Genomic DNA, 25,923 nt, shown 5'->3' on the forward strand with positions numbered 1-25,923 from the left:
AAATCGTAATCGTTACACTTATGACGCAAGATATACTTTAGCAGAATAAAAAATACTAGTCAAGGATAAATTAATTTTAATTTACTTGATCTAGTTTTTTCACAAGTTCTATATCCTGATTCGGATATAAATGAGAGTATGTTCCCAAAGTCATTTCTATGTTAGCATGTCCTAATCTTTCCTGTATCATCTTAGGATTCTCACCTAGATAAACCAACAAACTTGCATGAGAATGTCTAAGGTCATGCACGCTAATATAGGGTAATTCCAATTTTTCTTGTAGAGTTCTAAACTTTTTCCATATCCAGCCTTGATCCAAAAATGTACCATCATGACTAAATACCAACTCAATACCTCCAACTTTTGATTGATAATCTTTCCATATTCCAAGTAACTTTAACGTTTTACTATCTACATACAATTCTCTCTCACTACTTTTTGTTTTAGGTGACGACATGTATTGTTCATTTTTATGTTTAGCTACATTCCCCAAAGTGTATTCAACTTTTAGTTTTCCATTCTCTAAGTCCATATTTTCCCAAAGCAGTGTAGCACTTTCTCCAAACCTTAAACCTGTAAAAAATAGAAATCTAAAATATAAGTAGTGAAAAAAATCATAGTATTCAGCATAAGCCAAATTCTTTTTTCCCATAACTTTACTTTCAAGTTCTGGTGTAAATATTTTTCTTTCAAAATCTTGAAAATCACTAACCGTCCAGAACTTAATTTTTTTTGGATTGTTTCTAACTCTTCCGACTTCACGAAATGGATTCTCTTGCACTAAATCAAAAACTTTCGCTCTATCCCAGATCATACCGCCTAATGAAAACAGCAAATTTATATAGCTGCCACTCAAATTTTCAGATACTAGCTGACTTTGAAACAACTGTACTTCCAACTTAGTAACTTCTCTAAGGTTTTTATCATTAAATATAGAAAAACGTTCTTTTAAATATAGTACCCTTCTGTTGTAAGTGTTCGGTTTAACTTGTGATTGATACCACGGCAAAAATACAGTATCGGTAAATTCCTTAAAAGTCATATTCTCACTCATTTGTGCTTCTACATCTTCTTGCTGAAATTCCCACAAAAGCATAAACTCCATATATGCTTTCTTTGCTTCTCGTTCCGTCTTAAACCCCCTCTTAGTTTTTGTTCTTCTTTTTCCAGTAATAGGATCAGTACCTAAACTTGCTTTAAAATACCAACCATTATTATCTTTATAAACATTTGATTTTCTAGCCATAGAATCAAACCTCTTTTCCTGTTTCAAACTCAAAACCAAGCATTTCCTCAACAATCCAACGTGGTACACGTCCTACTCTGGAACCTAGATAAAAAGAGCATCCTCTTTTAGCCATTTCTTGTTTTGCTGATTTTATGATTGATCGAGCCTGATATTCACAGTATCCTTTAGCCATCAAATCTTGTTTTGTACATGTTTCTACCATTATACTCCCTCCATATAAAACAAAAAAGGTATCGCAATTAAGCAATACCTTTCTTTCCTTATTCTATAAAATTTCCATCGTTGAAATAATCCTCACAAAATTCATCTATTTTAGGTTTTTTACTAATAGTAAAGGTATACGAAAATTTTTAGCTATTTTTTGCTAAAGATTTCCGTATACCTAATCAATTAATATCATAAATAGGTGAGTTTAGTCCATCATCTTCCCTAAATTTATTTATATTACTTATTATCAATTCCTTGTTCATTTTTTCAATTTCTCTAATTGATGTTTCTAATTTTTCAGGAATTAAGCTTGCAACATCTTCTAATTCACTGCCTAAGTGAATCGCTGAACCTAATTCAGGAAACTTAGCTTCTAATTTTTCTATATTAAAAGGCTGATACAACAATGCCATCGCATCATCATAGTTTAATATTCCTTCCTGAATGCATTTCAATAGTCCTAAAGAGACAATAGACAAATATATTTCAGTTGTATTTTGATCTTCTAAATTAATTACCATCCTGTACTCCACTTTCCTTTCACTTTTACGTTAAACACTCTACCAGATTTACTTTCAAAATAATGAATGGATATTCTCTTTCCTGATTTATCGTAACCATTTTTATATACCTTTTTCCATTCTCCAGCTTCAACTCGCCTTAATCCATCTAAGATTGACCCATTATTTACTTTAACTTTTTTTGTACCATTTTTTACTCCAGTAAACCCTTCTGGATATTGTGGCGCATCTTTTATTCCATTATACGTATTTTTGACTTCAAAATTACTATAGTTATCACCACTCATAATATTTTGGATACTCATACCACCGACAGCCGTTGCATGCGCCCAAACACCTAATGTATTTGCTCCCACTGCTGGAATTGCACCTAGACTAGCCCCACCAGTTGCAGGTGCGGTTACAAGACTACCAGCCGTACCACCAAATAACCACATAGCACCACCGACGTATTCCGCTCCAGCCTGAAATACACCTAATAAGTTTCCTACAAACACACCTTCATTATATCCTTTATGCTGTTGCAGGGAGTCTTTTACATCTCTTTCTCCAAAAAGACCATCCAACAACGCTTTTACACCATTGTTTTCTAATACCTGATAACTTGCTCCAGCTAGAAAAGATTTTAATGATTTTAAATCATCTTTTGCGATTTCAACTGCTAATTCATTCGTTGCATCTTTATCTAGTTTACCGTTTCTATAGACTTCATAAAATGTTTCGCCATTTTGAAGCGTTACTTTTTTCACTTCTAAATTATCTGCATGTCGTTCTTCATACTCTGCCCATTTCGCAGAGATCGTATTTTTCCACGAAAGATTTTTCGGCACTATAAACGTTCCTGTTGCCCCATTCCAAGCGGTATTAGCTTGCGCCAATCCTTGATTGACCGCTTGCTGTAAACTAGCGATTTCAGAAAAGATAGAAGGAGAACTTCCATTAAATGCCAACAATTTTTGTAGCTGTTCTTCTAGTTTTTGTTTTGTCGCACTATACATGCCGATCAACGCTGCATTTCCTAATAACTGAAATGCTTTGGTTGCATCTGGTGTTTTGGACGAATGTAATTCTCTACGAATATTTTCCGCCTGACTCAATAATTGATCTGCTTTACGAATATTTTCTTCCAATTCTGATTGTTTCAGATCGCCACTATCCACTTGAGAAATATATTCTTCTGGAAATTTCTTAACGGCTTGTTCAACAGCTTCCGATAATAATATACCCCCTTGTGCCAAAGGATATAACACCGTATTAAAATAAGCTTTAGCCGAATCATAAGCTTTCCCCGTCAAGAAAGGACTTGCGACCACAAAATCAGTGATTGCTTTTTGTAATGCTTGATACCCTTCTGTTTGCGCCTTACACATTGAAGACACGCTAGAAGCTTGACTTTGAGACGATGAAACATACATATCAATACTCATTCGTATCCTCCTCTACTAATAATTTTCTTTTTTCATAATTGATATCCTCTAGTAGGTCTACTATTCTCTTCTTTTGATCATGGAGTTCTGTTTCATCTATTTCTAAATGTTCTAATATTCTCCTTGATTCTTGAGAATATTCATCCATCAAAGATTGATAAAATGTACTTTGCTCGTTTTTATGGAATAGATAGCATAAATTATCTAAAAAATAACGTGCTTCATGAAAATGTTGTTCATAGCTTTCTTTTATCCGCTTTACTTGTTTTTCTTCTTTCTCAATTGTTTCTTCTATTACATACAGTTCTTTTTCTTCTTTTTGAAGTACTTCTAATTGCTTCATTTACCCAGACCCCCGAAAGACTGCTCCATTGTATGCGCTACTTTTTGATCCAGTGCCTCAAACTCTTTTGCTACGCTTTGAAGATTACTGGAAGCTTGAAAAACTGCTTGTGCAATTTTTGTAGCTGTTTCTTGAGCTGTTGTGATTGCTTCTTGTGCATTTGTATTACCTGCCACGGTCGTTTGAGTATCTTTAGTAATCGAAGCTGATTGAATCAATTTATCTGTTGCACCCTTTAATGCAGTAGCTTTTTGACTAGCCCCAGCCAAATCACTTTGTATTGTCATGAATTATTCACCCTCTTATAGATATTTCATACAACAATAATATCATGACGACATTTTTTTGGATAGATACTATTTACTTGACGTACTAATTATGTATAAAATAACCTTCCTTTAACAAAGAAAGGCTATTCTGTTAATATTACTTTTTTACTTCATTTGGCTTCCTAAAAATTCCACATGATCGATCAACCAATTTCCACTAATTTTTTTTAAATTAATTCGATAGGTTGAGGTTGTCGTTGTTTGAACTTGATTCATAATAGTTGTGACTTCCACACTATTTAGAGATACCAGTTCATTTTCTTTTTCATTGGCATAATACGATTCATGACTTACAAGATAAGATTTTGCTGGAAAATCTTTATCATAGACACCTAGCTTTAACTCTTCACTACAAGCTTTTGTTAACATTGGCACACTAAATGCTTCACGAGTTTCTAAATCTTTATACGTGAAGTAGGCTTCTAAAAACTGTTCATTGAATACTTGACCATCATTTTTTTGCTTTTCTTCCTGAACTTCTGGTAGTTCTTCAATAATCGATTCTTTTTCCTTCACTTTCTTTTCTAACTGACTGATTGTTTGCTCCTGTTTTACCACTTGCTTTTTTAAGTCTTGCGCTGTTGATCGTTGATAAAACAAAACACCACAAACAAGCACTAGCCCCATACCGATAATCATATTTTTTACATTCACCTTTTTTCCTCCTAATCTGCAAAGCGCCATACAACTGCACGCCAACCACTAGGCGCACTATTCGTGATTCCCTTTCGTTGTCCGACTAAACCAGAGCCACCGGGATTATTACTTTCTACTATATTAATAGTGCCGTCTTTATTGACCGATTCAACCAACATAGTATGAACGCCTGTATCAAATAAATCTGGATTTCCTAAATTTTCATATTGAATGACATCTCCAGATTTTGCTTGATTCCAAGCCACTTCTTTTGCGCCCGATTGAAGATAACCAGTTCTAACACCTCCCGGAATAAACGTTCCAGCCTTTGCACCATTGATCCATCCTTGAACAGCTACAATACATTCACCACGTCCACCCCAGCCAGTAGGAAATGACTGTCCGACATCTTTTAAGGCTAATTCAACCGCTTTTTTCTTCCAGCCAGTCGCACTATTTGTTCCACTACCACTGCCGTTACTATTTAACGTTAAATATTGTTGAACCAATAACACATAAAAGAAATTTCCACCATTTAAATACAAATAGCCTCCATTATAAGGGATTGCCACAGGGTTAGGGTACGAATACCTCGTACCTGTTGAATTTCCCAACGAAGGCGCAACAACGGTCAAACTGTATTTATCCGCTAATTCTGTACTATGCTTATGTCCATTATTAGAAACATAATTATTGTAATTGCGCCCAAAGTTATAAGAAGCAACCGCCGTCCACTTATCATTGCCTAATGTTTTAGCATCTTCAATACAGCCTTTATAATGCTTCACACCTTGTGCAATACTAGGTTCTACATCTAATGTATTGACTGGTAGCCCCATACTTTCACTACTTTGCATCACATCACGCCCACGACCACCAGTTTCAACCATCATAATCGCAAGTAATGTATCTACTTCATTCGGAATCCCTTCTAGTTTTGCATACTTTTCAACCATTGGACGGTGAAGCAACACCTCTGGTGACAAATTAATAGAGCCTGTCGATTCATCACTAGCCTGATATTCTTTTTCACTCCCACCACCCAACAATGAAAGTAGAGGTAAGCTAAAAAAACTTACCACTACAAACAAGCCAATCACTTTTCTTTTTATCGTTTTACGCATACAGTTGTTCACCCTCATCTATCGAATCCCCACGTAAACCAGACAATTCACGATCTAAGCTTTCAAAATATGCTTCGTCTACAATCCGTAAATCTGGTATTGATTGATTGTAAGACACATGATCTTTATACTCATTCATTGCTGGTGGTTCTTCTTGATAAGAAGAAATTGGATCAAACGATTCATTTTCTTGTTCATAAGAATACACGCCAGATTGCGCCATTCGTTTTTGAAGTTCTTCTTCATCTTCATTATCTAGTACAATACTTGCGTAAGGATTATGTTGATTTGCTCTAAGACGGCTTCTTACATCCTCATCATCTTCGGGCATTAAATGTGACGGTATAGACGAATAAGGCGTTCCACTTTGAGGAATCACAACACTATCCATATCATTAGAAAGTTCCGATAGGTTCGTTGTTGCTTGATCTGATCCATCCATTGAGATACTATCCCAAGTTGACGTTTCCGATTGAGACATGTGGTTCATTCCTGATAATTCATTCGGTGATTGTTCATGATAAATACGATCTGTTGACAAATTATCTACTGTACTATTTAAAATCGCATCATCTCTTGCCCCAACATGCTCATAATCACTATAATTTCTCGGAATAGTTCCTGATGGTTCCAATTCATCCGGTATTTCATCAATACCAGTTCGTTGAGTCCGCTTGCTTTTTCGTCCATTTTTAAAGAAATCCGCTTCATTAGAAAAGTCTTTCGTAGAACCTAGCTCACTAACACTAACCTTATTTCCTTTCGCTAAATTCATAATGGTATTCCGTTTTCGCCAAATAATAAGTAATGCCCCAGCTTTTAGTACAAAACTGAGTAAAAACGAATCTAAATTTGCGCCACCAAAGAAACGATCCACTAAATCAAACAATAGAAAGACTAAACCAAAGCCTAAGCCTAACAATCCTTTGAAAAAGAAAATCCCAACTAACAAGGCACCGCCATTTTTTGCGACATCTTCTTTGTCTGGAAATAAGGAAATACCCAACAGAATTGGAAACACTAAGATCAATAACAATGCCAGCAACTGCAATAACGGATTCAAAATGGAAATCACTAAGACCACCGCACCTAAGACAATGACATTCACAAGGGTTGTTAAGCCAATAAAGAATTTTTCATGAAAGCTATCTGAACTCATATAATAATTATTTTCGCTCGATTCTTTGATCGCTTTCTCTATTTTTTCATTTTTAGCTTTCTTATCTTCTCCTTTGACAACTAAAAACTCTTTATACTTATCAGCTTTAATATCTGTTTTACCAAAATTAATCAACGCCCACGGTTTTAACACGGTCATTGTATAAAAACTATTTCGTATCGAATCTGTACTTGTTTGTTTGCCTTCACCGCCAAGCTCCTTATACAACGAATTGTTCAATTCTGAAATATCAGGTGAAACCACTGCTGTTAAATCGGCTTGTAGTTGACCACTAATAGCGTTAAAATCTTTAATCGTTTGACCACCATTAGAGAAAAAGCCGTTCCCAAACCCTAAGATAACAAAAAAGATAAATAGACGGACAAACGCACGTCCGCCACTTTTAAAGTAGTAATCTTTCACCACATACATAATGACCATTGCAAAGAAAAACAGCCCAAACATATTGAAAAATTGATTCCAAATGCTTTGCGCTGTTGTTAAAATACTATCCACACTTTCACTTAGTAGATTGAGCGTATATAATTTTTCAATCGCTGTATCGACCATGTTTGCGAGCATTTTTGCTAAAGAAAAAGGAATAGTTAACACAGAATGTAACATGCCCATTCCTTTTTCATCTAAGCCAAACCCCCAAAACGAGCCTTCAAAAGAAAATAGACTTTGTATGGATTTATCATCAAAAAATTCACGTAATATCAACAAATATCCTCCTTTCTTTTTTAAGCAGCGAACATTTCTTCTGATCGACCTGTTGTTGTTTCTTCAACTGTTTTGAACATTTCAATTAATTCTTCAAACGGACAATACACTAGAATACGATTCACACGACCGTACAAATCTTTATACAGACAATGTCTTGCTGGCATAGTGGCTAACCAGTCTAAGTTATCCTCATTCACTTCTAAGCCCATATGTTCTAAAATCAGCTCTCGTTCATCTGTTTTATCAAACGCAAAAATACGACCGAAGTTTCCGCTCTCATCATCCGTATTGACATCACGAATCGATTGTGTAATTAAAATTAATTGATTATTTTGTGATCGACCGACTTTTCGCATATCGGCTACAACATCTGATCCCCCGCGAGCAACCGTGAATATCCACGCTTCATCAAAGGCAACATACGTGTGTTCCGCATAGTCACGCTTTCCGAATTGTTCACAGAACTTCCCTAAAGGCAACATCAATGCAATATTTTTCTTTTGTACTGCTGAATAACTTCTGGGATCATCCGTTGCTTTCGGCAATTTTAATCCAGCAATTTCTAAAATCGTTACCTTATTTGTTAAATTCAACCCTTCTGTATCACCATAAGAAAATGCTAACTGTAATGTACTGCCTTCTACAATTTCAAATAAAGCATTACCACTTTTCTTCACTTCTTCATTATTCGATTGCTTCATTCGTGTAATGACATGCATTAGACCTACTTTTTCACCCGCTTCACGCTCTGCAATCACTTTTTTCACATTCCGCAACATTTCCACACGTGCATCCTCTTTATCTGAAAAGTCATAGATTTGTTCAAAAATAGATTCTGCTGTATCTTTTGCATCTGCACCAGTTAAGAAACAAATAGGATCAAGTACGCCCCAATTTTCTTTTTTATCTGGATCAAGCGTGACAAAGTGGTACTCTTTCAAATAGGAAATAAACAATGGATATTTTTTCTGATACTTTTTATTATTTATCACTCGCATGATCCATTTTTTGTACTCGGACTTAGGATCAACATATAATCCCCGACCTTTCATGTAACTACTCAATACAAATAAGAATTTCGCAAGAAATGATTTACCGCCCCCTGTCGGTCCAGTAATCGCAATATGCGGACTATCAGACACTTTCCCTAATACTTGTTCACTAGCTAAAAACGGATTGTACAACACACGTTTTCGGCATGCCTTCGCTATTTCCTCTACTCGTTTGCCATTCACGTTTGACAGATTGCTTACACACCCAATTGGAAAACCGATATTATCCCCTACTCGATTATCTAAGCCGATCATCATTTCTGACAACCCTTCAACGGTTGTATAGTGTAGCCAATCTTTCGTATTAAACAACGGTTCGGCTGGTAAATATTTATGAAATAGCTTCATTTGATCGGCTGTTCCATTGACGACTTCCACTTTGGCAGAATCAATTAAATTAATAACGGCTGACGATCGCTTTTGACATTCACTAGGTGTGTCACCAAAAACCGCAAAACAGGCAATCCATTTTAAAATAGGTGTTTTATTGTCTATTTTTTCTTCTAAATCACGCAACATAAAGCGATTTAACTTGCCTTTTTTACTTTCCTGATCGCCCCCCTCATAAGATTCACGAGCCACATTTTTTAATTTTCGATTGGAACGTTCTTTCTTATTTTCAATACCGCCACCGCCTTTTAACGGTTCAAAATGCCCCTTTAAATGAAATTCAACTGGAAATGGTAATTCTTGTGATAACTGAACCACATGATTTTTTCTTAAATTTGGTTTGAATTTTGCGATAGGTAAGAACGAAACATACTTTAAGCCTGCTTTTGAACGCATTTCAATAATTCCAGCGTGTTCATTTGGATCAAGGACAGTATCAGTAATGCTATAGTTACTTGATAGTTCACTCGTTACACTCATAGATTCTTTCGTCCCTCGTATGTAATGGTAATTGTAAAAATGAGCCATTTCATCACCTGACACACGAGAAGCATTGACCATACCCATATGTTGAAATAAGACTTCCTCGGTTACTGCATACCGCTCTAAAAACTCTTTATCAATCGCTAGTTGATAGCCACTGCTAGACAAAACTTTAGCGATTGCCCCTTCACAGACTTCTTGTACCTTGCCTTTTAATGTACGAGCTGAACCCACACCATTAATTCGCACACCAATATAATAATTTTCGGTTGTTAATTGCTTCAGTTCTTTTTCGATCATCGCAATGGAGCGTTCTTCCATGTTTTTTGCTAAATCAAAGAATTGTGGATCATATTCTCTTGAAAATTCTTCAAACCGCTTCTCTATATTCATAGAAAATGGATTAATTTGAATATCAATGTCTTTATACTTTGATAGACCAGCAAAAAATTGTTCTTGCTTTCGTTTGTAGTCCTCTTGCTTATTGACATTTCTTGAACTCATATCCGTTAATGGTACTTTATAATACGCCCACACATCATTTGTTTTTGTTATCAGCAAATTTTTATAAATTTTACCTAATGAACTTTGTAATTTCAAAATATCCCTCCCTTAAAAAATAAAAAAGTAGCTCAATAATTACTTGAGTTACTTTTTCTGATTCATTCGTGTTAAATTGATCCAAACACTCGATTCACTTTGCGTTTCTTTTATTCGCTGATAATAACGATCAGTAAAATCTAATTTATCAGCTACTTTTCTAAAACGATCTACTTTTTGTAATTCATCATGAATACGAATCATTGGAAAATACTGCATAGGTGGCAATTCTTCTTCAATCATAAAATCACTCACTTTTTCTTGTTCGTACACACATTTTTCATGATTGATTTTTACTTTTTCATCCTGATAGAATGACCACTTCGGCAACTGCCATTCCCACAAATACACCGCATAATCATAAACAAATTTAAACGGTGTCTTTCCTTCTGGTTCATATCGATTAAGAATCGTCATTAGCCCATAACTACAAACACCTGTAAAAAGAATCGTAAAACGGTTCAATCCAAACGCTACTTTCCAAAAAAACAACCCCAATACTGCACAAGAAGCGATCACAACGACAATATCTTGTGAAGCATACGCACGACTTAATTTAAACTTTTTTGTTAATTCTCGTACCATCGTTGGTGCATTAAAAGGTTCACGATAATCAAATATATATTTCTCTTGTTTTCCTTTCATCCTATTCTCCTTTACAAATGATTGCGTACGCTGGAGCGACCGATATATATTTCCGTATCTCTCCAGACGTATTCATGCTACCCACCAAAAATAGAACTAAACAGGTCATTCCCTTTGTTCAATACAGTTTCTGGAGAACTAGCAAACCAAAATAGGAACATTGCAACCACAACTGTAATCACCATTTTTGCTGGTGATCCTTGTTGCCATTCTTTAACCGCTTGAACAACTGCCAATACACCAATAATACTACCTACCCAACTTAGCACCTGATTTGTAAATGAAGATAGATTAATCGCTCCCTCTGCAAATACAGGATTATAGCTAAATAAAAATAACAACATCACATATGATCCTACAATAATTCGTTGTTGCCATACTCTTTTTTTCATCTGTTTCTTTACTGATAAATCAGTCATTCACAATCCCTCCAATATAATGTGTCATTTTCTCAACAAAAAATGTCTTTTCTTTTTTACTGATTAATAAGCTCATTTGTTCTTTGTGTACTTCTTTTGATTCTTGATCTCTTAAATAAACGGTCACATACACAACATAATTTTTATCTTTCGCTTTAACATCCGTTTTAAAGTCTGATACTTCATATCCTTTCAATGCTTCTGGCTTTGCCATAAGATATCTCATATCTTTTATGTTGCCTTCACAATACTTATCTAAAAATTCACCAACAAATTTTTCTACTTTTTCACTATCAGCTAATTTTACGGTATCAAGATTTTTTTCTTGTTCCAATGGATCAACTTTACCCTTTGTTAGTTCGATTTCATCCGTATAGTAAGGGAAACCAACTACTTTAAATCGCCCCTCATATTCTTTAAATGGAATATTCACCAACATTGATTTTTCAGTGGTCACATTTTCTAAATATTTTTCTTTCACTTTCTTTTTGTCTTTAGTAACTTCACGCTCTTTTTCAACTGGATTCGTCACTTCAACGGTTGTACGATAGACCGCTACTAAGAAATCTTGTTCTTTTTTCAAATCATACAATTCTTTTTTCACTAGCTTTTGCGTAGTATTGGTTCGTACCGTATCGCTCAAATCAACTGACATCATGCTTGATAATGTTTTTTGTCGTTCCTTAAAGGCTTTTTCTTCTTTTGGTACTGTTAAATACTCATTAACAAAAGGATCAAGCCAACGCTGATATAACGGAGAACCAGACACGCTCTGCCCTTCTAGTTGTCCTTTTGCTTTATCAATCATAGCAACCGTCTCTTTTCTGATTACCTTTGCTTTATTAAGAGCTTGTTGCGACTTTAGATAGCTAAATGGTACTAATAACACTAAAAAGAATAATACTGACCATACCAACACTCGTGCAGTGCGAGGTTTCATTTCTTTTTTTGTTTGCATTGGTTTATGTTTTTCTAATTTTATTCGCTTAAAAAATGTCACTTAGTCACTCCCTTTCCTGTTTCTACCGACAATAATTGACACAATTTCTGATAACTAAACAAATACACTCGGTACACCCCATAAAAAAAAGAACCCAGCAATAACAACACGGCTGAATACTTAAACGAAACAACGAACAATACAATAAATAAGCTTGTCGCAATCACAACGATTTTACGGAATAACTTTGTCATATAAAAACCTCCTTTTTTCAATGTTGACATGGATTTATTTCATTACTTTCATGATTCATCACCTTCTTTCTACTCAACTTCTTTTTTGAACATAATTGATTGTTTCTCAAAAGTTTTCAAAAAAGTTAACTTCGTTACTCTGTCAGCGTATGTCCGTCTATTCACTTTATAACCTGATGGTGAAAAACCTTCTTTGTAAAAATAATAGAAATAGCTACTATACATCTTTTCGCCTGTTGGTGTTCGTGTATATCGTCCTTCCACGAACACACTCGTTATTGCAGATAATGCGTATTCCGCACTAAATTCTTTTTTCACATTGAAAGGAATATCACTTAGTCCAACGTTTTCCAAAATGAACTTCTTATGTTCTTCAAAATGAACAATATCTTCATCATCAATCGGTGTTTCAATGACTGTAAAACGATAATCTTCTAACATTTCAACGACAGGTTTATGATGATATTTTTTATAAAATTCACTTTTTGGCTTTAGAATTGGCATTATTCTGTTACCGTTCATACTTATTTTTCCCTTTCACATAGTCTTTATAGTAATAAGAGAAGCTGTCCATAAAATCAGTTGCTAATTTCTCCAATCCTCGATTGACCGCTGTTATGGATCGACTAATGATTAGTTCTTCATAGCCTTCTGGGTAATCATCATGTTTCCTGAAATAATCTCTAGCAAGCTTTTTTTCTCGATCTAAAATATAGGTATAACCGCCTTCTACAAAAACTTCCCGTTTCATTTCTTTCATTCTTTTTACTTGATCCACATGAGACAGAATAAAATGTTCCTCATCAATGACTTGCGCCGAACGTTTGAATAAATGTGATCGTTTCAAAAAGTTTACTTTTACTTGTTCCAACAAACTATCTTCATCTGGCGCACGCCCATGTTGTTTTACAAAGGTGTCAAAGAATAACTCACTAGATTTCTTTTCTAGTTCCAACAACGATTCTTCACGAGCAGATAGCTTATTGGCATCACCTACTAATAAAATTCGCTTAAACGATTGGATGTATTGTTTCACAAAATAATCTCTGTCTAATTCTTCTGTTAAAAAACGAACCATCAAAATAACCTCTCTTTCTAAAAGAAAAAAGCAGCCATTCGATCATGACCACTTCCTTCTGTATTTTTTAATCTTTTGTTTCAACCAATTCATTATTGACAATTTCCCATTCAAACCATTCAGAAAAATCTTGTTTAAATCCATTTTGGCTATATTTTTCTTGTAGTAAATATTCTTCATGGTCATTGGCATCTAAATAAGTTGGCTTATCCTTTGGACGAGCGTATACGCCAATCCACGTTGCATAATCACCTTCAAAATAACTATCAGGTACAAAATCTTTTGCTAATAATAATTTTCTTGCTTTTGCTTCCAGTTCTTTTTTATTTTTAGGTGAATAATATTTATACTCTTCAAATAAACTATGAAAATCAGAAACCCTTTTTGAAAATATGATTTCATTGGTAAAATATTCTTCCCAAATACCTTTATCTTTTTGTTGAATAAATTTTTCATAAACAGAAAATAAAACATTAAAATTTCTTCTCTCTTTATCCCGCTGTTCTATATTCGTAAAACACTCCTTGAAGTATTTTTTCAGCATAGGAATTGTTAATGTATCATTTTCATCTAAACGCTTAATTTCCTCAGTTGTTTTCACCAACAAATCAGTAGATTCTCTCAGTATTTCCGTACTCTTACGAACCTCTTTAGTAAATCTTAAAGCCGATTCCTTGCTCAAAATCTTACCTCCTATCATTTAAAAAGCATATTCTTCTTCTAAATCGAACTCTTGGCTCATGTACTCTCTTAAATCACTATTATTTCCATTACCTAAAAGTAAATCTTTTGCATCCACGCAGACCATTTCAATCATTTCTTCATGTTTTTCTTTTAGTTCTGCCAAATCAATGCGTTCCATCAATTCGTTTGTTCCCATATAATTATCAATCAGTTTTATCATTTTTAGGGAAGGTGCTAGATAATTGGTTAACCAACGAAGTGTTTTTTCAATACTCGGCTTTTCACCTTTTACAGAAAGTTTTAACCCTTCCAATTTATCAATGACGTTATACCACGACTGACAGAAAACTTTCATGTCATTTTCAATTTCATAAACATTTAGTGAGGCATTGATAATTTCCTTCACTAGCCAGTCTAAACTTTCACCACTTGATAAAAAATATTCAACAAATAGAAACGCTTTTTCATCCGCTAATCGAATTTCATACCGATTTTTAATTTCATGTTTTAATCGAGCATCTTCAACTGACATTTTTTCTTTTCGAGCTAGTTCATAGTCTTTTTGATAAAAGTTAAAATACAATGGTGATTGTCGACTACCGAAATAAAGAGACAAGCCTTTATTCACCATTTTTCCACCTTCATACGAACAACCACCGTTAAAATCAAAGTTTTTAAACGTTGTATCAACTAGCCCTTGTTCCATTTTTTCTTTAAGGCTGTATAAATCAAAGTTTTCTTCACCTTCTACGATCAATTCGTCTAAGGCAATATCAACTCGTGTTATTTTAGTATCCACAACAATTCCTTGACCGAACAAATCATCTTCATACAACGACCAAAAAAATTCTGTCCATGATCGGTCATTATCTTCTTCAAAAATTTGTTCCAATTGTCGGCAACCTTCGCCTGACAAATCTAACATGATACCCATGTTGCTATCTTCTGGATTTCTAAATATCCGAATCGATCCATAATAAAAGGTTTCGGTATAATGATAAAACCCTCTATTTTCATGAGTAAACCAATTCATATCCATGTGAAGAATTTTTTCAATGACTGTTTGAACATCCAACGTTTTAAAACGGACACGCAAAAAATCGATCTTTGCTTCAACTTTTGCTTTTGCAACTTCTATATGCAAAACACTAATAATCTTTTTTTCCATTTCCATTGTTATTGAACGTTTTCCACGTTCTAATTTTGAAATTAAACCTTGATCTATTTCTAGCCTTTCGGCTAATTCAGCTTGTTTTAATCCAAGTTCTTTCCTGAAACGCTTTAAATCAACACCTCTCACTTGTTCCAAACCCTCTCTTACAAAATATGACAAATTACTCTAAAAAATATGACAAAATTTAAATCGCTCAATCCCTTGCCACACAAGAAGTTACAGCGTTATTTTAATGCGATAGTTTAATTTCTACCCCCATGTTATAAAACGGGGGTAGAAATCAAAAGGTGGGCAAAGCCCACCTGCACCTAGTCTTACTTGGGATATACGGTACGACTTACATTCAAAGTAATAGAGAGGGCATGTGCCTAACGGCACCGCCCTCTCTATTACTTATGAAGTACGTACCAATCCCTAGCGAATACTAGGTGGCAACTTCCTTATTTTCCCCCATTTCTTCTATCGATAAAATCTTACTTTTAAGCTGTTCATTTTCTTCTAGTACCTTTTTTGCCAGCTTAATCAGTTGCTTTGTATCATTTCTGAACTCCTCGTACTCTTTCTTTCTCACTTCGATTGTTTCCATTTGTTCTTTTTCTTCGTCAGAAAGAAAAGCGTTTAGAATTGCTTTATCTAGCGGAATATTTTGTTCTCTCATGGAAACTACTTTTTTAAATTGTTCAATTTGATCGAAACTAAATACTTTGTACCCATAGGAACGACCAGTCGTATTTTTCGCATATTTCCTTACAAAACGAATATCTGTTACTTTTTCAATTTTATTTGCCCAATTTTTTAATGTTTTTAAACTGATAGCACCATTAAGCTCTTGAATCACTTCATCAAATGAATACATCTTTCCTAACCTTTTCTTTCTATTTCAATTTGTTCTATCTAATATCTTTTGATAAATTTTTTATTCGAACTTGTCCAAAATGAGGGAAAAATAGACTTTTTTCAAAATCAACCTCAACTTTTCTTTTCAATTGCCATCTTCCTTTTTAGATTCTTACTCATACAATTTGAAAAATCGCGTACTTCATAGCCAGCATGTGACCAACAATCCTTACAAAGAAAGGCTGGAGAAAGAGATTCGTTCATTAATTGAACAATTACTGGAAACTGTCGATTATATAACACGCACTCCATAACCATTTGTTTTTGGTCACTTAACTTTTTTCGGCACCCTCTACAAACCCAAGCTTCTAACGATCCTCTAAGGTTAATTAGATACTCAAATGTTGCTGATTCACTCATGAACATAGCTCATCAATCAAAGCTGTAACATCTACAGTAAGTACAATTTCAAAATCATCACTACGGATAATACCTTCTACATCCGCTCTTTGTTTTACTGACTTTTCCATCAATTTGTAATTTTCACAACCATAATACCAATTGTCAAAATCAGAATCTTCAATATCTGTTTTTCCACGTACACCTTTAAATACTTCTTTCTTAACTTCTGCAAGGTATTCTTCAACTGTTTTTGACGGAATTTTTTTCAATAGATCAAGTACCTCATTTGCGATCTGTTCAACAAAAATATCCTCATATTCTGAATAATCTTCAAAATGATAATCTGTCAATCCGTCTATTTTCACTCTTGCCATCAAATTTGAAAAAGCACTTGTTTGACAATACAGAGAACCAAATCTTTCATTTACATCTTTCGCAGTGTATTTTTCTTGAACAATTTTAAAACTATCTTGCTTCAATTTTTTTAATAATTCATTTTGACTATACATCATTGACCTCCAATACTATTTTTTTACCAATAAAAAATACAATTTAAAAATCAAACACCACATAACACCAACCAACATAAATGACCAGAAAGTAATAAGCCTTACTAAACTTACCAGTGATTCTTTATCCGCTATGCCATTATAAATTGCCATCACTGCTAAAAGCCCATGACTAAGGTAAACGACATAACCCATAACGACAATAAAAAAAAGAAGCAAAAAGATTTTTACGCCCTTAATTGCTTTTTTATGTCGTTCAGAAAAACGGTTTATTCTGTTTATTAGTGATTCTAGTTTATTTTTCATACACTACCCTTTCCATTCAATGTAATCTGATTCAATAATCATTCGTAAACGCTTGAAAGGAACGCCTACTTGTTGCGCTAAAAATTCGAATCGTTCATCTTCAAAACAACGAGTTTCTACGATTAGAAAAGAACGATCATTCATAGCCGTTTTACAAATCACTGAATGTAGTGGTACTGTTTTCCTTTTCGCTTTGTATTCTTTAGTCGGAACATAATATTCTACAGTATCATTTTTAATAACAACATCAGAACGTACACGAACTGACCGTGCATACGAGAGTAGACTTCTAAAATTTGAATCTTCTAACAGATACATTTCACGTGGATACAGTTCAGTTCTTCCAATTTCACGCCATTCTTTTTTGGCATACCTCAAATACTCAATTTCAAGTCTTTTTCGTTCATCCAAAACACCCGCTATTACGCCAAGAACAATCAGTGAATAAATTAAATAGATAAACTGAAACTCATGGAATAACAAACTTAGCAAAATAAAGCACACGACAAAGAGCGCAATAAACACACTACTAAAATATAGGTAAATTGAATAAATGCCCATATTGCGTTCGTATTCCTCATAAGAATAGTTTTCTACAACTATTTTCATTTTTGATCGAACTTTTTGCATCATCATTTAATCCTCCATTCTTTTATATTTCATGTAAAAACAACAGCCATTACACATTTTTTTTACATTCCACTTAAAAATAGAACATACATGTTATTCTAAATTTATAATATAGTTCATCAGAAGTCCTATTATTATGATATTGTTTATCAGGTTCAAGACTTGCTAATTCTTGCTTAACCTCTTTACATAATTCTAAAAACTTACTTAGTTCTATAGATTTTTGTTGCACATTGCCCTCCTAAAATCTCTCATTAATATTTTTGACTTAATTCATCCAGAAAAGCTTTTTCCTCGCTTCCATTAGATTCTACAGATAAAGCTTCCCGATCAAAGGTTTTTTCAATTGTTTCAGACAGTTTTTGAACTTCTGCTTCTGCCATTCGTTCATACCCTAGTTCATCACTAATTTTCAAAAATTCTTCGACAAAATCAAAATCATCAGGTACAAATGGACTATAAAGTTCACTAGCTACATCTCCACCTTTGGCAACATAACCACGACCATAAACAACCTCGCCGTCAACTTTTTCAACAAATTTGAAATTCTTGTTTTTGTTTTCATCACCAAAAATCATCCAGTTCCCAGTTTCACTTAAACGTCCTACAGACATACGGAACATAAAGTTATCTCGTAACGCTGTTTTGATAAATTCACCATCTGGACGTTGCATTGCAACAATAAGGAAAATACCACATTGACGAGCCTTCAAAACAATTTGCGTCAAGTATTCTTCTACTTCTCCTGCTGTTTTAAAATCATTGGAAAGTTCAGCCATCCAAGCGGCGAACTCATCAATGACTATAAATTTAGGCTTCAATCCATAGTAAGCATAATTTTTGCCCATTTTGTACTTAGATGAGGTATTCATTTCTTCAAAACGTTCATTCATTTCTGAAACAGCATTTTTTAAACAAGTAACCATGTCTTTGCCACTATGCACTTTCCCTTCAAACAAAGGTAATTTCCCTAACGCCATTAAGTCAGAACGTTTTGGATCACAAATCTCAATATCTGCCACTCGAACTAATGCATAAATAAGCGATAGCAACGTGAACGTCTTTCCTCCACCAGTACCACCACCTAATAATAAATGTGGGTCTTTATCAAAATACCAATATAGCCCCTTCATCAACTGAACTTTTCCTTTGTCAGCAACCATTTCCCGAATGGAAATTCGTTTATTATACACATTCGCTCTTAATTCATAGACAATAAATCCCTTTTCATCGACTTTTTTTATCATATCGGCTGTCAACGCCGTTTCCAAAAATCCTCCAATCGTTAAAAATTTGTCTTGAAATTTATTGCCTTTTGTTTCAAACGCAACTTCAAATGTTTCTTTACGTTTTCGGTAATAGATTTTCGGAAAAATAATTTTTTCTTTCGTTTTTCCCTCACTCGTTTTTTTCTGTACTTTGTTGTAATACGTGTTATCAATCACCATTTTGGCTAAGATTTGACGTTGTTCTACTCTTGCAAAATAGCCATCACGAACAATTGAAATTCGTTTTACTAACAAAATGAGAATATTTGATACAACCGTTACAATAAAAATGATTGCAACTGGCAGTACATAAACTTGCCACTCTTTCGTTCCAGCATCAACTAAAGGATAAATTTGTTTATAGCCAATAAAATACCCTAATAATGCTAATATAGGAGTGAATAACGCAAGTTGATAATACAAAAATAACTTTCTACTGGAATAACGAATACGTGTCCCACGATATTTAAATATTTTTTTTAACATTTATTCCTCCTTATCAGGAATTGACCTTCTTTATCTCATTAATAAAAGTAACAACTTCATCCTTTAAATCAAACTGCAAAATATCAAATTTTCTTCTAACTCGGTCGAACGTCAATTCTCCTGTTTTCAATTGATCGTATAATCCATCTAATGTTTGAAACATTGCCTTTTTATGCTGTTGTTTTAAAGTTTGAATCTTTGCCTCATTCACTGTCAAATCAATTCCTGACTGTTTTAAATTTAAATCAAGAATATCAAAATAATCTCTCTCTAGTGGTAGCCAAATCATCTCTAAATCAAAAGCTTTTGTAATTGCACTCATTTACTGAACCCCTTTCTCTTTAAAAAATTGTGTTGCTTGTTTCCAAATTTCATGTTTTGCCGTATCAAATTTACTAGATATCAACTGTTCCACTTGATCTTGCGGGATTGGATCATCCAGTAAAAATAATTCCTTCCTAAATTCCTGACAAGCATTTGAGAGATTGAAAAAAGCATCAAAATATTGTCTTTTCCGATCTGATTCAAATTTTGTATCAAAAACTTGTTGTAACTGTTTCTTAAAATGCATATAAACAGTTTCGTACGGTTGCTTCTCCAATGTATTCAAATTATTCTCCTTTCCGCTAATTTTTCAAACACATTTTGATACTTTTCTATATGCATACCACCTCTTTTTTTTATATAAACTAATATCTAGCTATGATTTTCATAGCTACAGATTAATCTATATAAAAAAAGAGACACTCAATGAATGTCTCTTTCACTACTAAATCGATCAATTATTTTTTTTGTCTTCTTTTCCTTGTGTTGCTTGATTTGTTGGCTGACTAGCCGAATTAGAAGCTTTGGCGCTTGAACCAATTGTAAAATCAGTCGCCATAAACTTCAAACCACTTTCGGCACTAACAAAGCCGTTTTGTTGTTCTAAAGAAGCGTACCACCCTAATGCGCTAACGTCCCCTTTTAGTACAACAACTTGTTTACGTTTCAATCCCTCAATTTTTTCTTGCAATTCGCTAGGAAAATCAATTTCCACGAAATCCTTTTTCGCAGTTGAATAGAATAAGACCTTCACGGATTTTACATCTGTTCCAACCTCATTATTCATACCATTTTCATAACCTAGTGTAAACGATCGGAATGTTAATTCTCCAAATGTTGCGACTTCATCAATCTTTGGAATTGTTCTATTTTCAAATTTTACTGACATATTTTTCTACCCCTTCACTCTTAATTCTTTTGCGTACACTTCAAATGCTTGTCTGCGTTCCTGTTTATCGCCAAATACTGAACTTTTGAATGTATTAACGATTTCTACGCCTTTTAGTACAACTTCTGATAATTCAGTAATAACATCCGAATTTTTAGACGGATTCAACACTACAATTTCAAAATCTGCTTGTAGCTCACTACTTGCTGAAAATCTACGAGCTGGATATCTTACTCCATCAACCGTAACTGGTCTATCAACAAATTTTGGTGCAACCTCAATTTCTTTCCCTAAAATAATATCTGGATCAATAAAACATCTATTTTGTTTATCTGCCATTTCTTTTCCTCTTTTCATTTATTTTCAAATTTATTTTTTTGTTGTTAATATAAGTTAGAAATACTCAATTCATTTTTCATAAAAATAGAAGAAGCTTTTTATCACTTCTTCTTAGCTGATTCTTTGTTTCCGTTGAAATCTTCTGTACCATAGTCAGCATGATCTAAACTTTCTGATTCTTTTTTACGTTTCAAGTACATTCCACCAGCAACACCTAATAATAGTAGTAAGCCTACTACAGTAGCCCCACGCATCATTTCTTCACCTGTATATGGTAATGATCCTTTTGGCGTTTCTTTCGGTGTATCAGGCGTTTTAGGTGTTTCTTTGACAACTGGTGTAATATCTTGTGTTTTTTCTTTACCGTCAAAGTTATGTTTTTCTTCAACTGGTTTATGAACTAATTCCTTGAAGTAATAACGTGTGCCTTTCGGGTCTTTTTTATAGTCATATTCTGACAACACACGTTCAGTCATTTTCTCATCAGTCATTTTCAAATCGACTTTCCCAGAAGACCAAACATCTTTTACTGTTCCATCAGGGTAAACAGCAACTTGAATTGTTTCATAAACAAGGACTGTTCCTAAAGGGATATTTTTAATTTTAATCGTTACATCATCATAAAACTTCACATCTTCGCCCCATTCAAACGTTTGGGTTTTACCGTCTCCAGTATGTGCTTGCGTTGAGATACCCACTTCTGGTTTTTCAACAACTTCTGCCTTATCTTTCAGTGTATATGTGCCTAAATCTACATTTTCACCTTTAGATAATTCTAGTTGAGTAAACGTTTCTTCATTTAACACATTACCGCTCTTTTGGTCTTTGATAACGAAGGTAAATGATTTCGTTTCCTTGTCATAAGAATGTGTAATCTCAATAGGATCAACATTTTTATAGCCTTCAACGCCTTTTGTTTCCGTCAAGATATAATCATCAAGTGCAATGTCAGCAAACCTAAAGTATCCTTTTTTACCGTCTACAGTAGCCGTTTTAACAACGTGAGTTTCTCCTGTACGCTTGTTTGTTAGCGTAAACTCAACATCATTTTTGAACATTTCATTGGTGTCATTTTGAATCAGTTTTTGACCGTCTAAGTTCATACGAATCACATCGTCATTACTTTTACTGTCCTTGACAACAACTGGTGTGTCTTGGTCTTTATACGTCAATTCTACAACGTGTTTTTCTGGATCAAGAGCATAGCCGACTGGAGCTACGGTTTCCTGCCAATAATAAGTTGCTAGCGGTTGACCTTCGACTGTTGCAGTTTGGTTTTTGTCTAAAGCAAATTCTTTAATCAACGTACCATCTTCTTTAAACCAGCCGTATTTTGCGCCAGTCATAGGATAATTAGGATTTAACGGTTTATCAGTTTCAGTCGTTTTATCAACTTTTGTTAGTGTTGATTTGCCTGTTGCACGTTCATTTCTAAACTCAACTGGTGTTACTTGACCAGCTTTAACCGTTACTTTCTTAGTGTTGTTTTTCGCTTTTACATATGGAGCAGGCACAAAGGTTTCAGTGATTTCAACTTCTGTTCCATCATAAACATCTTTTAAAAGTCCTTCTCCTTTAGCATCTGTTTTCACTTTTTGCGTTTTACCGTCTGAAAGATTTTTCAAGTCAAATTCAGTATTCGGTACTGGTTCTCCTGTTCCCTCGTCAAGCTTTGTTACTTTGATATCTCCTGTTTTGATTACTTGCAAATTAACTGAAAAAACGTTAGGATCGTCAATAGCTCCAGCCATCACTTGTTGCGATCCAACTAATGAATAAGCTACTGGAGTTCCTACATCAAGAGATTTTCCAATTACTAAAGTTCCATTTTCATTAGAATTTTTGTTTGGCGTAATAGTCAATTTATTTCCCTTAATAGACCAATCAACATTAGCTGGATTACTATTCTTCATTAATGTGTCAAATCTTTCCAAGCCAACATTGTCTGTATCAGTTAAAGTAATTGATTCACCAACCGTAACAGTCACTTTTTGACCATCAAAACTCGGTTTTTTCTCATAATCAGTAATGATTTGATTAATTTTTGCTTTTACAGAATCCACATCAATTAAACTTCCATCTGGTCGGCGCAAATAATCAATTGTTTTGCCTTGTTGATGTTCCCATAACATAATTTGTGCTACTTGTTGAGTATCTTCATCATTTCCTGCATACTTCCACAAAACTGTTAAAAATTTTGATCGTTGGTCATTCGCAAATGCAGGTAACGGATTTGACGTATAGCCGGGAGTTACTGAATTAACAATTGGCACTGCTGGTTCAATACAGAAAATCGGTTGTCGTTTCCCTTCATATACTGCATATAACGGCGGAATACGTTCATCAAATGCACTACCATCCGAATTTGTCCCTTTCGCTACATACATTCGGTTATTGTCATATTCCACAGTTACTTCTTTTGGAAAAATAACTCCTGCATTTGCGACCACTGGTAAAATAGATGATGAGACCACTTGTCCTAAAACAACTAAACTAGCAAATAAATATTTTGCTTTTTTCTTAAAATTAATTTTCTTCATAATGTCCTCCTATTTTTTTGTTTGAAATAGTTCATGTTTATTGGCGGTTCTCTACTCCGAATACTTATAAAGCTCACCTCTTTCTATTATTTTTAGGCACAAAAAAAGCAACCTCTAGTTAAGAAGTTGCCTTTCATATCTATTTATTAATAAGGACGAATATATCCATCCGAACTATCATATCCACTATAGCCATTATCAAAAATCCACCCACCTAATTCTGCACTTCCAATAGGAAAAGGCGGTGTGATCCAACCTGCTGGTGGCCCTGCTGGTTGTGTTGGTTCTGGTGTTGGCTCTGGTGCTGGAGGCGTAGGTGTTGTTGGTGCTACATTTTGATTTGATCCAGCATCGTTATTAGTTGCTGGAGCTTGAGGTTCATAGTACCCTGTTTCTTGCCCAGCGCCTGCTTGTGGCGTTTGCTGTTGCGCTTGATGTGTTTGTTGCCCTGTTACATTAGCTACCTGTTGTTCTGCACCATTTGTTGTTTGAGCTACATCATTTGTAGTCGTTTTAGCTTCTGGTGATTGTTGCGAATCTTTTTCAGCTTCTTTTTTCTTATCGTCCTTCTCTTTATTTTTCTTTTCCAGTTCAGATTTTACTTTTGCTAATTTATCTGATAGCTCTTTTTTAGCTTTGGCATTTTTGATTTTGTCGACTTCTTTTTTTGCAGAATCAACGTTTTTTTGATCTGTATTCACTACTTTATTATCTTTGAATACTTTTTCTACTGCTTTTTTTGCTGTATCAATTTGTTTTAATTGGTTTTCAGCATTAACAATGGATTCATTAATAATCTTTTGCCATGCATCATCTGTTTTTTCAACAAAATACTGTTCCTTAACTTTCTTAACAGTATCACTCTTTAAATCATTTTTGATTGCAATTTTTTCAGCATCTTTATTATCAATAATTGCTTTTTCAAATAAATCATTTACTGCTGTTTCCGTATCAATTTTCAACTGTCTTTCTTCTGCTTGTTGTTCTTTTTCAATCTTTGCAATTCGTTCTTGCTCTAATGCCTTTTGCTTATCAGCATACGTTTTATACCCAAAAGAACCTACTAACAAAACTGCTATTCCGATAGTCAATACACCCATTTTTTGTTTCTTTGACATTTTTTTCAACTGTTCATTCAATTTCATTTTATCTTCCCCCATTAATAATAAGTTAATAATATCATACTTCTTTAAAAATTAGCTACAATCACAGCACTAAGTCTCTAGTTTTTCCCGTTTCTTTGTGAATAAGCAACATCTTACTTGCAGAGAATTGTCTAACCAGCCATTTATTTGGGTTGAGAAATTGATTTCCAATTTTTTCTTTCCCAATCAGCTCTTTTTGCTTTCTTGTTGGTCTTTTTCCCTGTTTCATTAAAAACATCCTTCCATTGTGATTTTTTTATTTATCTATCTACTTAGCATTGTCTTTATGTTAAAATAAGAAGACAAACAAAGAGAGGAGACGATAACATGAGACAATTTAAATACATAAATGAGATTTTCTTTATTACATTATTTGTAATCTTAGTGAACATCATTTATGGATCAACTATTAATGTTCTTTTCTTAATGTTTGCTGGTTGTGTACTTTCCCTAGTCGCGATCAACAAACTGGTTGAGAAAATTTTCAATATTAAGATTGAACGTTTTTGATTAAAGCACCTAGTCGTTAGGTGCTTTTTTGTCTCCTCTCTTTGTTTATCTTCTTTGAACATAAAAAAGGACACCCTTAAAAGAATGTCCTTTAAAATATGCTCATATATCAAAATCTTTTAGTTTTTTGAAAAAATAATTTTTCTTCCTTTTTTGACTAATGATTTTGTTTTAACTAATTTAAGATTCTTTTTTTTCGTGGCAGTTGAATATAGGTCAAGCAGTTTTCAGCCAATTTTTAGGTGTTTATTAAAGCCTTACCCTTTCAAATACCCTTATTTAAAACTTAAAAAGAAAT

At 34.0% G+C, this 25,923-nt stretch carries 30 protein-coding genes; all 30 read right to left on the reverse strand.

The window, feature by feature from the left end; genetic code table 11:
- Nucleotides 1-76: 76 nt before the first annotated feature.
- The 30 genes from CC204_RS11900 to CC204_RS21395 all read right to left on the reverse strand — a co-directional run bounded on the left by CC204_RS11900 (nt 77) and on the right by CC204_RS21395 (nt 25,344).
- A complete protein-coding gene (locus CC204_RS11900; protein ID WP_088270367.1) occupies nt 77-1,246 on the reverse strand; it encodes a site-specific integrase in 1,170 nt (389 codons plus the stop codon).
- A gap of 4 nt (nt 1,247-1,250) precedes the next feature.
- Nucleotides 1,251-1,451, reverse strand: a complete 201-nt coding sequence (locus tag CC204_RS11905) for a DUF3173 family protein (protein ID WP_088270368.1) — start codon at nt 1,449-1,451, stop codon at nt 1,251-1,253.
- A gap of 184 nt (nt 1,452-1,635) precedes the next feature.
- Nucleotides 1,636-1,977 (reverse strand): DUF3969 family protein, encoded by a 342-nt coding sequence (locus tag CC204_RS11910; RefSeq protein WP_088270369.1) that lies wholly within the window; start codon nt 1,975-1,977, stop codon nt 1,636-1,638.
- Nucleotides 1,971-3,404: a T7SS effector LXG polymorphic toxin gene (locus CC204_RS11915; protein ID WP_088270370.1), complete on the reverse strand. Its 1,434-nt coding sequence runs from the start codon at nt 3,402-3,404 to the stop codon at nt 1,971-1,973. Before CC204_RS11915 ends, CC204_RS11910 begins: the two co-directional genes overlap by 7 nt.
- Entirely contained in the window at nt 3,394-3,747 is a 354-nt protein-coding gene (locus tag CC204_RS11920) for a DUF3958 family protein (RefSeq protein ID WP_088270371.1), read from the reverse strand. Before CC204_RS11920 ends, CC204_RS11915 begins: the two co-directional genes overlap by 11 nt.
- Complete coding sequence (locus tag CC204_RS11925; protein WP_088270372.1) at nt 3,744-4,034, reverse strand: TIGR04197 family type VII secretion effector; 291 nt, start codon at nt 4,032-4,034, stop codon at nt 3,744-3,746. Before CC204_RS11925 ends, CC204_RS11920 begins: the two co-directional genes overlap by 4 nt.
- A 147-nt stretch (nt 4,035-4,181) precedes the next feature.
- Entirely contained in the window at nt 4,182-4,730 is a 549-nt protein-coding gene (locus tag CC204_RS11930) for a hypothetical protein (protein WP_088270373.1), read from the reverse strand.
- A gap of 11 nt (nt 4,731-4,741) precedes the next feature.
- Complete coding sequence (locus tag CC204_RS11935) at nt 4,742-5,836, reverse strand: lysozyme family protein (protein WP_088270374.1); 1,095 nt, start codon at nt 5,834-5,836, stop codon at nt 4,742-4,744.
- A complete protein-coding gene (locus CC204_RS11940) occupies nt 5,829-7,718 on the reverse strand; it encodes a CD3337/EF1877 family mobilome membrane protein (RefSeq protein WP_088270082.1) in 1,890 nt (629 codons plus the stop codon). The genes CC204_RS11935 and CC204_RS11940 overlap by 8 nt, the downstream gene beginning before the upstream one ends.
- A 20-nt stretch (nt 7,719-7,738) precedes the next feature.
- Nucleotides 7,739-10,246: an ATP-binding protein gene (locus tag CC204_RS11945; protein ID WP_227011128.1), complete on the reverse strand. Its 2,508-nt coding sequence runs from the start codon at nt 10,244-10,246 to the stop codon at nt 7,739-7,741.
- Nucleotides 10,247-10,294: 48 nt separating this feature from the next.
- A complete protein-coding gene (locus CC204_RS11950; protein WP_088270083.1) occupies nt 10,295-10,891 on the reverse strand; it encodes a TcpE family conjugal transfer membrane protein in 597 nt (198 codons plus the stop codon).
- 77 nt (nt 10,892-10,968) lie between these two features.
- On the reverse strand, nt 10,969-11,310 hold the full coding sequence (locus CC204_RS11955) for a TcpD family membrane protein (protein WP_088270084.1): 342 nt from the start codon (nt 11,308-11,310) through the stop codon (nt 10,969-10,971).
- Nucleotides 11,303-12,310, reverse strand: a complete 1,008-nt coding sequence (locus tag CC204_RS11960) for a conjugal transfer protein (protein WP_088270085.1) — start codon at nt 12,308-12,310, stop codon at nt 11,303-11,305. Before CC204_RS11960 ends, CC204_RS11955 begins: the two co-directional genes overlap by 8 nt.
- Nucleotides 12,307-12,504 (reverse strand): hypothetical protein, encoded by a 198-nt coding sequence (locus CC204_RS11965; RefSeq protein ID WP_088270086.1) that lies wholly within the window; start codon nt 12,502-12,504, stop codon nt 12,307-12,309. Before CC204_RS11965 ends, CC204_RS11960 begins: the two co-directional genes overlap by 4 nt.
- Nucleotides 12,505-12,573: 69 nt before the next feature.
- On the reverse strand, nt 12,574-13,026 hold the full coding sequence (locus CC204_RS11970; RefSeq protein WP_088270375.1) for a hypothetical protein: 453 nt from the start codon (nt 13,024-13,026) through the stop codon (nt 12,574-12,576).
- Nucleotides 13,016-13,582 carry a hypothetical protein gene (locus CC204_RS11975; RefSeq protein WP_088270376.1) on the reverse strand — a complete coding sequence of 189 codons (567 nt, stop codon included), beginning with the start codon at nt 13,580-13,582 and terminating at the stop codon, nt 13,016-13,018. The genes CC204_RS11970 and CC204_RS11975 overlap by 11 nt, the downstream gene beginning before the upstream one ends.
- Nucleotides 13,583-13,649: 67 nt before the next feature.
- Nucleotides 13,650-14,264 carry a Phi-29-like late activator gene (locus tag CC204_RS11980; RefSeq protein ID WP_088270377.1) on the reverse strand — a complete coding sequence of 205 codons (615 nt, stop codon included), beginning with the start codon at nt 14,262-14,264 and terminating at the stop codon, nt 13,650-13,652.
- Between the two features lie 18 nt (nt 14,265-14,282).
- Nucleotides 14,283-15,566: a replication initiation factor domain-containing protein gene (locus CC204_RS11985; protein ID WP_088271713.1), complete on the reverse strand. Its 1,284-nt coding sequence runs from the start codon at nt 15,564-15,566 to the stop codon at nt 14,283-14,285.
- Nucleotides 15,567-15,864: 298 nt separating this feature from the next.
- On the reverse strand, nt 15,865-16,296 hold the full coding sequence (locus tag CC204_RS11990) for a hypothetical protein (RefSeq protein ID WP_088270378.1): 432 nt from the start codon (nt 16,294-16,296) through the stop codon (nt 15,865-15,867).
- Between the two features lie 397 nt (nt 16,297-16,693).
- Nucleotides 16,694-17,188 (reverse strand): hypothetical protein, encoded by a 495-nt coding sequence (locus CC204_RS12000; RefSeq protein WP_088270380.1) that lies wholly within the window; start codon nt 17,186-17,188, stop codon nt 16,694-16,696.
- A gap of 15 nt (nt 17,189-17,203) precedes the next feature.
- Nucleotides 17,204-17,494 (reverse strand): hypothetical protein, encoded by a 291-nt coding sequence (locus CC204_RS12005; protein WP_088270381.1) that lies wholly within the window; start codon nt 17,492-17,494, stop codon nt 17,204-17,206.
- A 3-nt stretch (nt 17,495-17,497) separates the two neighbouring features.
- The gene (locus CC204_RS12010) at nt 17,498-18,127 is read right to left on the reverse strand and encodes a hypothetical protein (protein ID WP_088270382.1); all 630 of its coding nucleotides are present in this window, start codon (nt 18,125-18,127) and stop codon (nt 17,498-17,500) included.
- A 251-nt stretch (nt 18,128-18,378) separates the two neighbouring features.
- Nucleotides 18,379-19,878, reverse strand: coding sequence for a cell division protein FtsK (locus tag CC204_RS12015; protein WP_088270383.1), 1,500 nt, complete (start codon nt 19,876-19,878; stop codon nt 18,379-18,381).
- A 13-nt stretch (nt 19,879-19,891) separates the two neighbouring features.
- Nucleotides 19,892-20,200 carry a hypothetical protein gene (locus CC204_RS12020; RefSeq protein ID WP_088270384.1) on the reverse strand — a complete coding sequence of 103 codons (309 nt, stop codon included), beginning with the start codon at nt 20,198-20,200 and terminating at the stop codon, nt 19,892-19,894.
- Nucleotides 20,201-20,488: a hypothetical protein gene (locus CC204_RS12025; protein WP_088270385.1), complete on the reverse strand. Its 288-nt coding sequence runs from the start codon at nt 20,486-20,488 to the stop codon at nt 20,201-20,203.
- A 168-nt stretch (nt 20,489-20,656) separates the two neighbouring features.
- Nucleotides 20,657-21,091: a hypothetical protein gene (locus CC204_RS12030; protein WP_088270386.1), complete on the reverse strand. Its 435-nt coding sequence runs from the start codon at nt 21,089-21,091 to the stop codon at nt 20,657-20,659.
- Nucleotides 21,092-21,097: 6 nt separating this feature from the next.
- A complete protein-coding gene (locus tag CC204_RS12035; RefSeq protein ID WP_088270102.1) occupies nt 21,098-21,430 on the reverse strand; it encodes a hypothetical protein in 333 nt (110 codons plus the stop codon).
- Nucleotides 21,431-21,531: 101 nt separating this feature from the next.
- Entirely contained in the window at nt 21,532-23,970 is a 2,439-nt protein-coding gene (locus CC204_RS12040; RefSeq protein ID WP_088270387.1) for an MSCRAMM family protein, read from the reverse strand.
- A 146-nt stretch (nt 23,971-24,116) separates the two neighbouring features.
- Nucleotides 24,117-25,115, reverse strand: a complete 999-nt coding sequence (locus CC204_RS12045; RefSeq protein WP_088270388.1) for a hypothetical protein — start codon at nt 25,113-25,115, stop codon at nt 24,117-24,119.
- Between the two features lie 61 nt (nt 25,116-25,176).
- Nucleotides 25,177-25,344 carry a DUF6906 family protein gene (locus tag CC204_RS21395; RefSeq protein WP_188634510.1) on the reverse strand — a complete coding sequence of 56 codons (168 nt, stop codon included), beginning with the start codon at nt 25,342-25,344 and terminating at the stop codon, nt 25,177-25,179.
- Between the last annotated feature and the right edge of the window lie 579 nt (nt 25,345-25,923).

This window comes from Enterococcus wangshanyuanii (assembly GCF_002197645.1).
GTDB classification, from domain to species: Bacteria; Bacillota; Bacilli; order Lactobacillales; family Enterococcaceae; genus Enterococcus_L; species Enterococcus_L wangshanyuanii.